This window comes from Thermostichus sp. OS-CIW-30, from assembly GCF_054060215.1.
In genome coordinates, this window is record NZ_JBSSCZ010000029.1 from 33,135 (window position 1) to 46,929 (window position 13,795).

At 58.9% G+C, this 13,795-nt stretch carries 13 protein-coding genes; 5 read left to right on the forward strand and 8 right to left on the reverse strand.

Annotation, left to right across the window (positions count from 1 at the left end; all coding sequences use genetic code 11):
* Window positions 1-41: 41 nt before the first annotated feature.
* Window positions 42-2,216, forward strand: coding sequence for a polyphosphate kinase 1 (gene ppk1, locus ACVWZF_RS12090; protein ID WP_457411573.1), 2,175 nt, complete (start codon window positions 42-44; stop codon window positions 2,214-2,216).
* A 78-nt stretch (window positions 2,217-2,294) separates the two neighbouring features.
* Here ppk1 and ACVWZF_RS12095 read toward each other — a convergent pair whose 3' ends face one another.
* Window positions 2,295-2,873, reverse strand: a complete 579-nt coding sequence (locus ACVWZF_RS12095) for a DoxX family protein (protein WP_457411568.1) — start codon at window positions 2,871-2,873, stop codon at window positions 2,295-2,297.
* A 335-nt stretch (window positions 2,874-3,208) separates the two neighbouring features.
* Between ACVWZF_RS12095 and ACVWZF_RS12100 the strand changes: the two genes are divergently transcribed.
* From ACVWZF_RS12100 to ACVWZF_RS12110, 3 genes are all read left to right on the forward strand, one after another.
* Complete coding sequence (locus ACVWZF_RS12100) at window positions 3,209-4,300, forward strand: ABC transporter ATP-binding protein (protein ID WP_414329341.1); 1,092 nt, start codon at window positions 3,209-3,211, stop codon at window positions 4,298-4,300.
* A 155-nt stretch (window positions 4,301-4,455) separates the two neighbouring features.
* Window positions 4,456-5,499: a GntR family transcriptional regulator gene (locus tag ACVWZF_RS12105; RefSeq protein ID WP_457411575.1), complete on the forward strand. Its 1,044-nt coding sequence runs from the start codon at window positions 4,456-4,458 to the stop codon at window positions 5,497-5,499.
* Between the two features lie 114 nt (window positions 5,500-5,613).
* Window positions 5,614-6,048: a hypothetical protein gene (locus tag ACVWZF_RS12110; RefSeq protein WP_457411570.1), complete on the forward strand. Its 435-nt coding sequence runs from the start codon at window positions 5,614-5,616 to the stop codon at window positions 6,046-6,048.
* Here ACVWZF_RS12110 and ribB read toward each other — a convergent pair.
* From ribB to ACVWZF_RS12135, 5 genes are all read right to left on the reverse strand, one after another.
* Window positions 6,037-7,290 carry a 3,4-dihydroxy-2-butanone-4-phosphate synthase gene (gene ribB, locus ACVWZF_RS12115; RefSeq protein WP_457411571.1) on the reverse strand — a complete coding sequence of 418 codons (1,254 nt, stop codon included), beginning with the start codon at window positions 7,288-7,290 and terminating at the stop codon, window positions 6,037-6,039. The two genes, ACVWZF_RS12110 and ribB, sit on opposite strands and share 12 nt — an antisense overlap.
* A 110-nt stretch (window positions 7,291-7,400) precedes the next feature.
* Window positions 7,401-8,570: a molybdopterin-synthase adenylyltransferase MoeB gene (moeB, locus tag ACVWZF_RS12120; RefSeq protein WP_011433659.1), complete on the reverse strand. Its 1,170-nt coding sequence runs from the start codon at window positions 8,568-8,570 to the stop codon at window positions 7,401-7,403.
* Window positions 8,571-8,572: 2 nt separating this feature from the next.
* The gene (locus tag ACVWZF_RS12125) at window positions 8,573-8,854 is read right to left on the reverse strand and encodes a MoaD/ThiS family protein (protein WP_011433658.1); all 282 of its coding nucleotides are present in this window, start codon (window positions 8,852-8,854) and stop codon (window positions 8,573-8,575) included.
* A 246-nt stretch (window positions 8,855-9,100) separates the two neighbouring features.
* Window positions 9,101-9,589 carry a M67 family metallopeptidase gene (locus tag ACVWZF_RS12130; protein WP_011433657.1) on the reverse strand — a complete coding sequence of 163 codons (489 nt, stop codon included), beginning with the start codon at window positions 9,587-9,589 and terminating at the stop codon, window positions 9,101-9,103.
* A 161-nt stretch (window positions 9,590-9,750) separates the two neighbouring features.
* Window positions 9,751-10,047: a DUF6464 family protein gene (locus tag ACVWZF_RS12135; RefSeq protein WP_011433656.1), complete on the reverse strand. Its 297-nt coding sequence runs from the start codon at window positions 10,045-10,047 to the stop codon at window positions 9,751-9,753.
* 199 nt (window positions 10,048-10,246) lie between these two features.
* On the opposite strand from ACVWZF_RS12135, the gene ACVWZF_RS12140 reads away from it, so the two are divergent.
* On the forward strand, window positions 10,247-11,401 hold the full coding sequence (locus ACVWZF_RS12140; protein ID WP_011433655.1) for an RNA-guided endonuclease InsQ/TnpB family protein: 1,155 nt from the start codon (window positions 10,247-10,249) through the stop codon (window positions 11,399-11,401).
* A 45-nt stretch (window positions 11,402-11,446) separates the two neighbouring features.
* On the opposite strand, the gene argH is transcribed toward ACVWZF_RS12140, so the two are convergent.
* Together argH and ACVWZF_RS12150 are read right to left on the reverse strand one after the other, a co-directional pair.
* Complete coding sequence (gene argH / locus ACVWZF_RS12145) at window positions 11,447-12,880, reverse strand: argininosuccinate lyase (protein ID WP_011433654.1); 1,434 nt, start codon at window positions 12,878-12,880, stop codon at window positions 11,447-11,449.
* A gap of 130 nt (window positions 12,881-13,010) precedes the next feature.
* Window positions 13,011-13,229 (reverse strand): hypothetical protein, encoded by a 219-nt coding sequence (locus tag ACVWZF_RS12150; RefSeq protein ID WP_011433653.1) that lies wholly within the window; start codon window positions 13,227-13,229, stop codon window positions 13,011-13,013.
* Between the last annotated feature and the right edge of the window lie 566 nt (window positions 13,230-13,795).

The following is a 13,795-nucleotide window of genomic DNA, read 5'->3' on the forward strand; positions in this document are numbered from 1 at the left end:
CTGTTGTTGACGTGTTTGAGATAACCCAGCCCTCTGTCGTCATGACTCCGCGTCCCAAGGAAACTGACCCTTCCTGGCCACCCTGCAACCCCGACACGACGGGCTGCCCCCCTGATGCCGGACAACCAGGGATCCGGACTACACCCATCCAAGAGGGCTATGCTCTGCCGGAGCAGTATTTCAACCGGGAGCTGAGCTGGATCGAATTCAATGCCCGGGTTTTGCACGAGGCCCTGGATGAGCGCACACCGCTGCTGGAGCGGCTGAAGTTTCTGGCCATCTTCGAGAGCAACCTGGACGAGTTTTTCATGGTGCGGGTGGCGGTGATCCGCCGTCAGTTGGAAACGGGCGTGTTGGTGCTAACCCCGGATGGCCTTACACCGCAGCAGCAGTTGCAGCAGATCTCGAGCCACCTGCGCCCCCTGATTCGCAAATTGCACACTTGCTTCCGGCAGGAACTGGTGCCCAAGCTGGCGGAACAGGGCATTCACATCCGCGATTTTTCCGAGCTGGACGAGCTGGAACGGCAGGAGCTGCGGGACTACTTTGAGAGGCGTTTGTTTCCAGTGCTCACCCCCTTGGCGGTGGATCCAGGCCATCCTTTTCCCTACATCTCCAACCTCAGCCTCAGCTTGGCGGTGGTGGTGCGGGATCCAGAGACTGGCAAGGAGCATTTTGCTCGCGTGAAGGTGCCCAACACCTTGCCCCGCTTTGTGCCGCTGCGGGATGGGGTGAGCTTTGTGCCGCTGGATCAGGTGATTGCCCACCATCTGGAAGCGCTGTTTGTCGGCATGCAGGTGCTGGAGTACTACCCCTTCCGCATCACCCGGGATGCCGATCTGGAAATCCAAGAGGACGAGGCCGACGATCTGCTGGCTGCCATTCAAGAAGAGCTGCGCAAGCGCCGCTTCGGCTCAGTGGTGCGCATGGAGATTGCCAGCCAAACTCCGGCAGCCATCCGACAACGGCTCAGCGAAGAGATGCGCCTCAACAGCGACTCGGTGTACGAAGTGGATGGCCTCTTGAGCATGGGGGGGGTGATGGCGTTTCTCAGCCTGGATCGGCCCGATTTGAAGGATCCCCCTTGGGGGCCGGTTACTCCCCCTCGCCTGCGTACCGCTTCGGTGAGCGATGAGCCGGTGGACATGTTCTCCGTCATCCGGGAAGGGGATCTGTTGGTGCATCACCCCTACGATTCCTTCGCCGCCAGCGTAGAGCGGTTTTTGGAGGAGGCCGCCAACGATCCGCAGGTGCTCACCATTAAGCAAACCCTCTACCGCACCTCCGGCGACTCGACGGTGGTGAAATCCCTCATTCAGGCCGCCGAAAACGGCAAGCAGGTGGCCGCTCTGGTGGAGCTCAAAGCCCGTTTCGACGAAGAAAACAACATCCTCTGGGCCAAAAAGCTGGAGAAAGCCGGGGTCCACGTGGCCTACGGCCTGCCGGGGCTGAAAATCCACTGCAAACTGGCTTTGGTGGTGCGGGAAGAGGAGGGATCCCTGCGCCGCTACGTCCACATCGGTACCGGCAACTACAACCCCAAAACCGCCCGTATCTATACCGACCTAGGGCTGTTCACTTGCGATGAGACCCTCTGCAACGATGTTACGGAATTGTTCAACCTACTGACGGGCTACTCACGGCAACGGCAATTCCGCAAGCTCTTGGTGGCCCCCAGAACCCTACGCCAAGGCATGGAAGCCCTGATCCGCCGCGAGATGCGCCATGCCCAAGCGGGGGGCCAGGGGCGTATCATCGTCAAGATCAACTCTCTCACCGACCCGGAAATGATCCGGCTGCTCTACGAGGCCAGCCAAGCCGGGGTGGAGATCGATCTCATCGTGCGGGGCATGTGCTGCCTCAAGCCGGGGATCCCCGGCCTAAGCGAACGCATCCGCGTGATCAGCATTATCGGGCGCTTCCTGGAGCACTCCCGCATCTTCTACTTCTACAATGGCGGCCAGGAAGAGTACTTCATCGGCAGTGCCGACTACATGACCCGCAACCTGGATCGGCGCGTCGAGGTGGTTACCCCTGTGGAGGATCCCGCGTTGCAGCGGGAGCTCAAGGCGATCTTGGACATCTGCCTGACGGACAACCGGCAAGCCTGGGAGTTGCGCCCTGATGGCACCTACGTGCAGCGGCAACCCAAGCCAGGAGAGCCTGTGCGCTCCACCCACCAACGCCTGATGGAGCGGGCCGCCAGCCGCATTTAGCAGGATGACCCTCACTGCTGACCTCTCTCAGAGGGAGAGAGGAGCAGCCTCGCCGCTATCGGGAATGGCCACCAAAGCTCAGGATCCGGTGGTCTTGGCGGCCTCGGCCTCTTCCTCGCCCAGCGCAATTACCCGTTCCGTGGCCTGCAACGAAGACTGCAAGCTCTCCAACTTTTCTCGGCTGGAGCGGTTCAGCCACGACTCGATTGCGTTCACCAAGAGCTGATCCACAGAGAACCAGCCCCCCCCATTCACCGCAAAGGCCAGGAAGATCGCTGCGTAAATGGCCGACAGCTCCAGATAGGGAACGCTGAAGCCGGCCACCTTAATGTGATGGAACATGGCCACTGCCATCGTGGCGAACAAGCCTAGTGCTGCCCCGCGGGTCAACAAACCCAACGCCACCATCGGAGCTGCGATCAGCTCGGTATAGGCAGCCACATAAGCGAAGAAGATCGGGAAGGGCAACCCGATCACTTCTACATAAGCCGTCGCAAATCCTTCGATATCTGCCAGCTTGTCAAGGCCGTTGTGAATCATGAATAGCCCTGCCACCACCCGCAAAACGGTCCACGCCACTTGAGACCAGCGCGGAGTTACGCTGTCGTGACGCAAAGCTGAGGCGAGTAGCACGGGAAACTGCTGAGAGGGTGCCATAGGATAAAACCTGCGATGCAAAGATGAGCAAAGATTCTAACCTATTGTAACGATTCTAAATTTCTGTAACAAGATGGGGTTCAGATCCCCAGTGGTCAAGGGATCCCATGCAAAAACAGGGATCCCATGCAAAAACAAGGCCTCCGGTCCGCTTCCGCGAAAGGCCTCCGGCCCGCTTTCGCGACCGGTCGGGTGGGTTTCCGGCGAGCTTTCACCGCAGGCGATTGCGCCACACTATCTCTGCTCTTGGCCTGGGACTTTTCCGGCCTTGCTGAGACCTGTCAACCTCTGTAAATGGATCCCTCATAATGGGTTCATTGGCTGACCCTGTCGCTATGATTGCCGAATCTGTCCTCGCCTCTGATGTCAGCTCCGCCAAAGCCCAAGCCGGGAGAGAGGAGGGATCCCCGCCTGCCATTCGTTTGCGGAGGGTCAGCCGCAACTTTTCCGGGATCCAAGCGGTGGACGGGGTGGATTTGGAGGTGCAGCAGGGGGAGTTTTTTACGTTGTTGGGGCCGTCGGGTTCGGGCAAAACCACCTGTTTGCGGATGATCGCGGGCTTTGAGCGTCCGGATGAGGGGCAGATCGAATTGAACGGCCAGAATGTTTTGGGTCTGCCGCCCTACCGACGGCCTGTGAACACGGTGTTTCAGGACTATGCTCTCTTCCCCCACATGACGGTGGCGGAGAACGTTGGCTACAGCTTGATGATCCGCGGCATACCGCCGAAGGAGCGCCAAAAGCGAGTGCAAGAGGCGCTGGAGCTGGTACAACTGCCCGATCTGGGATCCCGTAAACCCAGCCAACTTTCAGGGGGGCAACGGCAACGGGTGGCCTTGGCGCGGGCTTTGGTTGGCCGACCGCAGGTGCTCTTGCTGGATGAACCTTTGGGGGCGCTGGATTTGAAGTTGCGCCAACAGATGCAGTTTGAACTCAAGGCCCTACAACACCGCCTTGGTCTCACCTTTTTGTACGTCACCCACGACCAAGAAGAGGCCCTGACCATGAGCGATCGTATTGCCGTGTTCAATCGCGGGCGCATCGAACAGGTGGGATCCCCGGCAGAGCTCTACGAGCGACCTGCCACCCGGTTTGTAGCCGGTTTTATCGGCCAAACCAACTTGATCGAGGGATCCCTGGCGGAACGATGCGTGGGAGAAGCGGCCCTGTTTGCTTTGCGCCCGGAGCACATTCGGATTGACTTATCTGAAGAAGGGATCCCCGATGGCCACTGCCGCTTGCGGGGACGGATTTGCGACACTGCTTATCTAGGGGCTTTCATTCGCTATCAGGTATGGGTGTCGGGCTGTGAGGTGAAACTTTTGGCTGTGCAACCCAACCCCGGCCTGAATTTGCAGCAGTTGCCGGAAGGGACGGAGGTGACTTTAAGTTGGGATCCCAGCCGGATGCACCGCATCCCCGAATAGGGCTCTCAATCCCGATCTCCTCTGGAGCTTGTCTATCCGGCGTCGGCGCTATCTTGCAGGCAGTTGACACTCCCGCCGACTGAAGTCGAGGGATTCTTACGTAGCCCAGAAACGGGCTCGCAACGGCGTTGTCAAAGGGAGAAAAACGGGCCATGATGCGCATTTCCATCCAGCCGGAGAGTGGGATCCCTGGCTCCGTACAGCTTTTTAATTTGCTCTGCTTTGCCATCGCCTGCGGGCAATTTCCTCCCGGCTACCGCCTGCCCAGCACCCGTCAATTGGCTATGCAAACAGGCCTGCACCGCAATACCATCCACAAGGTTTACCACCAACTCGAGGCTATGGGCCTGGTGGAAACCCGCGCTGGATCTGGCATTTACGTGAGCCGCTCCGCCCGCCAGGTGGTTAACTACTCTCGCGGCCTGGGGGAAAACCTGGATCGATCCCGACAGGTCCTGGAGCAGGTGCGCCAGGGCATCGACCAGCTGCTGCAGCAGGGGTTTTCTCTGGAGCAGGTACGGGATCTGCTGCTGGCGGAGATCGATTGGCGGTTGCGCTGCAGTGCTCAAGTGCTGGTGTGTGTGCCCAACCGGGATTTGGGTACAGGACAACTGATGACCCAGCAAATCCAGCAGACTTTGGGCATCCGGGTCCAGTTGGTGCCCCTGGAGGAGCTGGCCACCGTTCTGGATCAGATCCAGTCCGGCACTGTGGTGACGCTGCACTATTTTCTCAGCGCCGTCGAGGCCATTGCCCAACCCCGGGGGGCCCGTGTTCTGACGGTGGAGGTGTCCGACTACGCCCGCGAAATTGCCCTGATCCGCCAATTGCCTTCCTACGCCTGTCTGGGGCTGGTGAGCATCAGCACTGCCCTGCTGGAGGTTGCCGAGGTGATTGTCTACAGTCTGCGGGGAGACCTGCTGGTGCTGACGGCAGTGATCTCGGATACGGAACGGGTGGGATCCCTAATCCGCCGCGCCCATACGCTGATTTGCGATGAGGCCAGCTACCCCACCCTGCGGGTCTTGGTGCGCCAAGCCCGAGCCGATCTAATCCGCACACCCAACCTAGTCTGCGCCACCCCCCACATCGGAGAAGCAGCCATGGCCGAGCTGCGACGGGAACTGGGTGGGATCCCTGGAGCCGGAGGGGATAGAGAGGCGGGCGGCAGCAGTTTGCAAGGCAAAGAAACCCATTAAGCCTTGTTGCAGGTGAGCCATTTTGCGGATGACAGGCTGCCCAAGATCGTGCTTAAGTGAAAATACGGTAAAAGCTTACTCACTTTGATTCATCGCTGATCAGTCTTTACACGCATGGTGATCCTCGACTACGCCTCCGCCGATCATGACCATGTGGCGGTCACTCGGGAAGGTTTCTGGGAGGCCATCCGCTTCCAAGACCATTTTTACGTCTTCAACCGGGGCTTTTCTCAGCTGCAAGAGGCCATCGCCAGTTGCCGCTACGACATGGATCACGGATCCCTGATCAGCCTGGTGGTGGTGCGCCCTCAGGGCTATGAAGTGTGGTCGCAGGTGGGATCCGACATTCCCGTCTTGCCGAAGCAACTGTTGAGCCCGACAGCCAGGGACTCCCTCCTACCGGCGCGTTCGGTTCCATCTTTGCCCGAACGTCCTTTCTGGTCTTTTTGGGGTTGGGGATCCAAGGCTTATGTGGTGGATGGCGAGCCGGCTGCACCCCAGTCTTTGTTCCACCATAGCCCTCGGCCCTACAACGCGCTACAGGCTTGAGCCGGAATCGGTTGCGCCAGTGTCGTGCAGCAACAGTTTCAGGGAACAGGACGGCTCCACATGCAAATTGAGATCCGGCTCTTCCACCAGCAGGGGCACGCGCTCGGCCACTTCCAGGCCAAATCCTTTCAAGCCGCTGATGTGGCGAGAGGTGTTGCTGATCAGGCGCATTTTGCGCACCCCTACATCCCGTAGGATCTGGGCGCCGATGCCGTAATCGCGCAAGTCCATCGCCACCGGTGGCGCGGTTTCAGAAAGTCCCAGATCTTGCCGGGCGTAGGACTTGATTTGCTCGATGAGACTCAGCTCCTGCTCTTGCCGGCGCAGGTACACCAGCACCCCCTTGCCCTGGTGGTCGATCATTTTCAGGGCCGCTGTCAATTGGCGGCGACAATCGCAGCGCAGGGATCCCAGCGCATCCCCTAGGGGACACTCCACATGGACGCGCACCAAGACGGGCTCAGAGGCAAATTGGTCCGGATCCCCTTTCACCAGAGCCAGGTGCTCGACTTGGTTGAGGCTATCGCGGTAGCCGTAAACCCGAAACTGGCCGAACTCCGTCGGCAGGACAGCAGCAGCCTCTCGGTGAACCAGTTGTTCGGTGCGCAGGCGGTACTCGATGAGGTGGGCGATGGTGATGATCTTCAAATCGTGCTGACGGGCATATTCGATCAACTGGGGCAGGCGGGCCATGGAGCCATCCGGGTTTTGGATCTCGCAAATCACCCCTGCCGGATACAGCCCGGCCAACATCGCCAGATCCACCGCTGCTTCCGTATGGCCAGCCCGTTTGAGTACTCCGCCCTCCCGTGCCCGCAGCGGAAAGACATGCCCAGGCCGGCGCAGATCTTCCGGTCGCGTGTGCGGGTGAATGGCCGCCTGAATGGTGCGAGAGCGATCGGCAGCGGAAATGCCGGTGGAGACTCCGGCTTCCGGCCCAGCATCAATGCTGACGGTGAAGGCAGTTTGGTTGCTGTCGGTGTTCTGCCCCACCATCAGGGGGATCTTCAGCTCATCGAGGCGGGATCCCTGCATGGCCAGGCAGATAAGGCCCCGCCCGTAGGTGGCCATGAAGTTGATGGCCTGCGGAGTGGCAAACTGGGCAGCACAGACCAGATCCCCTTCGTTTTCTCGGTTTTCGTCATCGACCACGATGACCATGCGACCACACTTGAGGTCTTCGAGGGCTTCGGGGATGGAGTGGAAGATCGTCTCTGTCTCGGCCTGCGGGATGGCACTCATGGAAAAGGGGACGCAAAAAGGGAAAACCTGGCACAGCCGGCTCTGGGCACCGGATCTGCCGGATCTATGCTAGAGCAAACCGGGCGACAGGTAGGGATCCCAAGGCAGAGTCAGTACTTGGGAATCGAGGGATCGTAAGCCTCTGCCCAGGCGAGGATCCCCCCGCGCAGGTTTTTTCCTTGGATCCCAGCAGCTTGTAGGATCTTCAGGGCTTTGGCCGAGCGTGCCCCACTCTTGCAGTGGACGATCAGCTCTGAGCCGTTAAGGAGGCGACGCACCTGCTCCACCCCGTCGCCGTTTTCAATTTGGGGCAGGGGGATCAGGTGAGCACCAGGGATCCGGCCTATCTCCCACTCATTTGGGTTGCGCACATCGACCAACACAAAGTCTTGGTGAGCATCCATCCGCGCTTTCAGCTCGGCCACAGTGATCTCGGGGATCTCTGTCTGGCCAGCTTGTTCTGTGGCTTGGGCTGGCGGGATCCCGCAGAACTGCTCATAGTCGATAAGCTGGGTGATGGGAGGAGTGGCAGGGTTTTTGCGCAGCTTCAGCTCCCGGAAGCTCATGTTCAGGGCATCGTAAAGCAGCAGCCGCCCACTTAGGGTTGTGCCCACGCCCAGCAGGATCTTCACGGTTTCGGTAGCTTGAATAACACCGATGATGCCGGGGAGGATCCCCAACACTCCCCCTTCGGCGCAGGAGGGCACCAGTCCTGGTGGGGGCGGCTCGGGGTAGAGATCCCGGTAGTTGGGCCCATCTTCGTAGTTGAAGACCGTCGCTTGTCCCTCGAAGCGGAAGATCGAGCCGTAGACATTGGGCTTGCCCGTCAACACACAGGCATCGTTCACCAGGTAACGGGTGGGGAAGTTATCGGTGCCATCCACAATCACGTCATAGTTGGCAAACAGCTCCAGTGCGTTGTGGGCCTTCAGGGCGGTGTTGTAAACATCCACTTGACAGTGGGGGTTGATCTCCAGGATGCGGTTCTTGGCCGATTCCACCTTCGGCTTGCCCACCCAGGAGGTGCCGTGGATCACCTGCCGCTGCAGGTTGGACACATCCACCACATCAAAATCGACAATGCCAATCCGCCCCACGCCGGCTGCCGCCAAGTACAGCAACAGGGGCGAGCCAAGGCCGCCTGTGCCGATGCACAGCACTTTGCCCGCTTTCAGCCGCTTCTGTCCTTCTAGGCCCACCTCGGGCAGGATCAAATGCCGAGAAAACCGCTCCATCTCCTCGCGGGAGAGGCTGACTTGGCTGGTATCCAGGTTCAACATGCTCACAACCCTCCAGCAATAGCGGGAACGATGCTGATGACGGCTTGTTCTCCCACGGGGGTGTTGTTGCCTTGGGGCAACGTGCGCACATCCTCGTCGTTGAGGTAGACATTGACAAAATTGCGCAGCTTCCCATCCTCGGTGTAGAGGTGGCGCTTCAGCTCGCCATAGCGGGCGATGAGGTTGCCCATCACTTCGCCAACATTGCTGCCCTCGATCTCGACAGCTTCCAGGTTGTCGGTGTAGGGGCGCAGGGGAGAGGGGATCAGAACTTTGGTTGCCATGGGAGTTCGGGGAGAGATCTTGGGTATCTACTGGAGACTTTTGAGGATCCAGAGGATCTGGGCTGACCTATCCGTTTGTCGATCTTGTTGGGGCTGTCTACTGACTTTGAGGATTCAGCTATGTTACAGACAAGGTTCAGCACTAGACTACCGCTTTTTCCGGTGGTACCCATCCCAGCTTTCAAGGATCCCAACTGAACTTAGCCGTGAACTTCAGCCTCAAACAGCGGCAAAGCCCAAACGACTCTAGCTTGCCAAAGCCGGGAGCGGGGGTATGCGAATGTCTTCCAGCATCTGCATCGGCTCCCGTTGGGGCTGCTCCTGCTCATCCAAAACCCAGCTCACCACCTCTTCTGCCTTGCCCTCGCGCACACTGACGATCACACAGGAAAAGCCCCAAGGAAAAGCATGCTGCCGATCAAACTCGGAGGGAATGGCCGCATGGTTGGGATGGGAGTGATAGGTGCCCAGGATCCCCAGCCCTTTGCGCACCGCATGGTCGTTGGCCCGCTTGAAATCCGCCGGATCGATCAAAAAGCGGCGGCGGCTGGATTCCCCGTCTGCCAGAGGGTTTTCCGCTTGATCCCAGGTGTTGGTCACCGACCAAAGCTCGTGGATGATCTTGTCGGATCCCCGGATTTCCCCAATTAAAATGCCGCAGCTCTCGTGGGGAAAGGCTTGTTCGCCGTGCTGGCGGATGCTGTGAAGGTGGTCTGCCGAGAGGTAGAGGGCCATGAATCTCGCCTTTGCCGATGGAGTTACCGTTCTTTTATTCTGGCACAAGTTGGCCGGGGATCCCTCAACTTAGCTACAGCGGATGCCATTGGGGCGCAACGGGCAGGCCGTTCCGCAGAGGCCGCCGCTGCTGAAAATGTTCGGCCACCAGTGTGGCGCGGTCAGACCCGTCCATCGAGTGAACCCAGAGGTGGCTCTGGCTTTGGAGGGGTGACGGGGGCATAGTGGGGGCAACCCTGGCACGGCCCTTGGGGATGGACGGCACAGCGCAACCAAGCCGAGTGGGCACTGAAAACACAAGAGGGATCCCCCAGGGGTGGGCCAAATTCGCCGGCCCGTTGACGGCGCAGCAGCACCACTTGCCGTCGCCAATCTTGCAAAAATCGGCTGTAGGCGCGTTCCCGCCAGCGACGCTTGGCCGCATGTTCTAGGACACGGACGGTAAGGTTATCCAACATGGAACGATCACCCAAGGAAGAGGCCAACAGGCTGGAAGTTGCGTTGGATGGCTGAGAACCTCAGGATGGCACACACTGGCGAGAAGAACCCAAGAATTGCAAACTCTCCTTGAGTTCAGCTTACTAGCGCAGGAGCCCCGCACTGTACCCGTAGGGTCAGTGTCGGGAGGAATGCGCTTTGATGAAGTACAATGAACTTATGAGCCAAGTCCTGACCATATCCTGCAAGCTCAAGGCGTCCCAGTCGCAAGCCGCCAAATTGGACGCGACGATGGATGTCTTTGTGCAGGCGTTGAACTGGGTCAACCAGAACACGCCGGAGAAGATCGTCAACGCGGTCAAACTGCAATCCCTTTGCTACTACGAGATTCGAGCCCGATTCGGCTTGTCCAGTAACTTGGCCCAGCAGGTCTGCAGACGGGTGGCCGGCGCCCGCAAAGTGGCGAGACAGCGCAACCGTCCAGTTAAAGAGTTCAAGCGTGGGTTCGTTACCTACGACGCACGTATCTTTTCATTCCGCGAGAAAGACTGGACGGTGTCGCTGACCACGGTGGAAGGGAGAGAACGCTTTGAGCTAGCCATTGGTAACTACCAGAGGGGAATGCTGGCTGGCTCTAACCCCAAATCGGCCACCCTAGTCCAGCGGAAGGATGGCTCCTACTACATCCAGATTTGCGTAGAGGAAAAGCCACCCAAGCAACAAGATACCGACAAGGTGATCGGGGTGGACTTGGGAAGGACGGATATTGCTCATACCTCAGAAGGGGACAACTGGAATGGACAGCAGTTGAGCAGAGTCCGAGAGCGCTACTCCCGGTTGAGGGCGGTACTCCAACGCAAAGCCAGTAAGGGCACACGCAGTTCGCGGCGCAGATGCAGAGAACTGTTGCAACGGCTGTCTGGCAAGGAGAGACGCTTTCAGGCGTGGGTCAATCATCGCATCTCCAAAGCTATTGTCTCTAGGGCAAAGACCACAAACAGCGCTATTGCTCTGGAAGACCTGACAGGGATCCGGGGAAGGGTCAATCAACAGCCACGCAGCAAAGCTGAGCGGCGTAGGACCAACAGTTGGGCGTTCTACCAACTACGCCAGTTTCTGGAATACAAGGCGAGGGTTGCAGGGGTTTCTCTGATTCTTGTGCCGCCTGCCTACACGTCGCAGACCTGCCACTGGTGTTTGCACATCCATCCCGACCCTGCGCAATCCTACCGCAGTGGCAAGTCGTTCAAGTGTGGGCACTGTGGATGGGAAGGGGATGCGGATTTGAATGGTGCGAATGTGATTGCGCTCTTGGGGGCTGTCGTAAACCAGCCTAGAGGTTCGTGGTTGGCTTGCCAACTGCAGGGCTACTGAAAGCCCCCCCTGTACTGCGAAGCAGTCAGGGTCGGGTAGTTTACTTTAAGTTTGTGGAGTTTCTTCCGATGGCTCTGGCTGCTGGTGGCGGGCCTGGGCCCGTTGCAGGGCTTCTCGCACCACAGCAAAGCCCGTTCCCCCGGCGCTGAGCCGCGTGGCCACCACCTGGCGGGGCTCAATGGCCGTCAAAATGTCCGCCTCAAAGGCCGGGTGGAAGGTTTTCCAGCGCTCCAAGGGCAGATCCCGCAGCAGGATCCCCTCTGCCAAACAAATGCGCACAATCTGCCCCACCAAATCATGGGCTGTGCGAAAGGGGATCCCTTTGCGCACCAAGTAGTCGGCCACATCGGTGGCGTTGGAGAAATCTTCCTGCACAGCAGCCGCCATGCGCTCAGGTTGAAATTGGATCCCTTCCCGCAGCAGAAGGGTCATCGCCTCTAGGCAGGCTTTCAGGGTATCGACCGTGTCGAATAGTCCCTCTTTGTCTTCTTGGAGATCTTTGTTGTAGGCCAGCGGCAGCCCCTTCAAGGTGACCAACAAAGCCTGGAGATGGCCAAACACCCGCCCCGCCTTGCCGCGCACCAACTCCGGCACATCGGGATTTTTCTTCTGGGGCATGAGGCTGGAGCCGGTGGCACAGGCATCGGTGAGGGTGACAAAGCCGAACTCCTGGGAAGCCCAGAGGATCACCTCTTCCGAGAGGCGGCTGAGATGCACCAAAATCAAGCTGGCGGCAGCGTGGAACTCCACCAGGTAGTCCCGGTCGCTGACGGCATCCAAGCTGTTGGCGCTGATCCGCTCAAATCCCAGCAGATGGGCGGTGAGCTGCCGATCGATGGGCAGAGAAGTGCCGGCCAAAGCCCCGGATCCGAGGGGGCAGACATTCACCTCTTCCCGCACCCGCCCCAGCCGTTGCCAGTCTCGCCAGAACATTTCTTCATAGGCCAAGAGGTGGTGGGCCAAGCTAATCGGCTGAGCCCGTTGCAGATGGGTGTAGCCGGGCAGGATTGTCTCCAGATGCCGCTCAGCCAAGTCCAACAAAACTCCGCGCAGCTCCCAGAGGGCTTGACGAAGGTGATCGATCTGATCTCGCAGATAGAGACGCAGATCGGTGGCCACTTGGTCATTGCGGGAGCGCCCGGTATGCAGTTTTTTTCCCACTTCCCCCACCAAAGCCACCAAACGACGCTCGACGGCGTAGTGGACATCCTCTGCCTCTGGATCGGGCCGGAAGGTGCCGGCAGCCGCTTCCTGTTGGATCTGCTCCAATCCCCACCGGATCTGGTCGGCCTCTTGCTGGGTCAGGATGCCACAAGCGGCCAACATCTGCACATGAGCCAGGGATCCGGCCACATCGTAGGGCAGCAGGCGGATGTCGAAGCCGATGCTGGCGTTGAAGCGGGCGATGGCAGGATGCAGGGATCCCTCGAAGCGTTGGCTCCAGGGGCGAGGGGTGGAAGTTACCGTCGGCTCAGACATCGGCTGGGAACCGGAAGAATGGGAAGAAAGACCCCGCTGCAGAAGAAAAAGCACAAAAACCAAATACCGACGGCCAAAACCCCGCCGGCTCAGGCCAACTGGATCCAGCTAGAGCAATGGTGACAAGGCCCTAGTGGGAGCTGGTGATGCTCTTGAGCATGTAGCCCGCCACGATCCCTATCAAAAGCGCCCAAATTTGGCCCGATTCCACAAAGCCATTCCAACCCTTGCGGATATCGCCCAGCACATCCTGTCGGAACACCTGCCCGACAATCATTTCCGTCTGGAAAGCCGTGGGGGCCGGCAAGTAAACCGAAGCGGTTTCAGACCCAGAAGGAGAGAAGTTCATGGTTGTACCTCAGGTGTAGATAACACAGTGCAGCCAACCTGGTAGCTCCACCAGCTAGAGCGTACCGCTCTGAAAGACCTACGAAACGCCAACAAACACTTCCACTCGCACCGGCGGCGCGGAGTGCTCAGCGTCTGCCGCGCTTCTGCTTTCTTCCTGCCTTAACGAACTATGGCTGGCAGCAGAGATCACCCCCACTGCCCCGCCAGAGGGATCTCCACAGGCGTGACTTCCCCGCAAGCTGCAGGTAGCCGCTCCTTGCTCTCTGAGAGAGCCACACAGACTAAAGCTGGAGCAGGCTTTAGCCCATGCAGAACGCATGCCAGAACTAACCAACTAGCCTAGTAGTCCGGCAAAACCACGTCAACCAACCCACCGTTGCTGCCCAGCCCAGTAGCGTTGAGTAGCTTGCTTGAGCTATTGTGAGCGTTGCGGCCTGCTGTCATTAACCCTGAGTTTGAACTTTTTTAGCTAGGTTGTGTTGATCTTTCATTTGAGCCAAAAGAGAGCACTGACGAGATAGAGAAAACTCAAGAAGTTCCTGGCCAATTTGTCAAAACGAGAAA

Bases quoted from the DNA above. Each gene is read 5' to 3' on its own strand.
- ppk1 (WP_457411573.1), top strand. From the start codon at position 42: ATGACTCCGCGTCCCAAGGAAACTGACCCTTCCTGGCCACCCTGCAAC.
- ACVWZF_RS12095 (WP_457411568.1), bottom strand. From the start codon at position 2,873: ATGGCACCCTCTCAGCAGTTTCCCGTGCTACTCGCCTCAGCTTTGCGT.
- ACVWZF_RS12100 (WP_414329341.1), top strand. From the start codon at position 3,209: ATGATTGCCGAATCTGTCCTCGCCTCTGATGTCAGCTCCGCCAAAGCC.
- ACVWZF_RS12105 (WP_457411575.1), top strand. From the start codon at position 4,456: ATGCGCATTTCCATCCAGCCGGAGAGTGGGATCCCTGGCTCCGTACAG.
- ACVWZF_RS12110 (WP_457411570.1), top strand. From the start codon at position 5,614: ATGGTGATCCTCGACTACGCCTCCGCCGATCATGACCATGTGGCGGTC.
- ribB (WP_457411571.1), bottom strand. From the start codon at position 7,290: ATGAGTGCCATCCCGCAGGCCGAGACAGAGACGATCTTCCACTCCATC.
- moeB (WP_011433659.1), bottom strand. From the start codon at position 8,570: ATGTTGAACCTGGATACCAGCCAAGTCAGCCTCTCCCGCGAGGAGATG.
- ACVWZF_RS12125 (WP_011433658.1), bottom strand. From the start codon at position 8,854: ATGGCAACCAAAGTTCTGATCCCCTCTCCCCTGCGCCCCTACACCGAC.
- ACVWZF_RS12130 (WP_011433657.1), bottom strand. From the start codon at position 9,589: ATGGCCCTCTACCTCTCGGCAGACCACCTTCACAGCATCCGCCAGCAC.
- ACVWZF_RS12135 (WP_011433656.1), bottom strand. From the start codon at position 10,047: ATGTTGGATAACCTTACCGTCCGTGTCCTAGAACATGCGGCCAAGCGT.
- ACVWZF_RS12140 (WP_011433655.1), top strand. From the start codon at position 10,247: ATGAGCCAAGTCCTGACCATATCCTGCAAGCTCAAGGCGTCCCAGTCG.
- argH (WP_011433654.1), bottom strand. From the start codon at position 12,880: ATGTCTGAGCCGACGGTAACTTCCACCCCTCGCCCCTGGAGCCAACGC.
- ACVWZF_RS12150 (WP_011433653.1), bottom strand. From the start codon at position 13,229: ATGAACTTCTCTCCTTCTGGGTCTGAAACCGCTTCGGTTTACTTGCCG.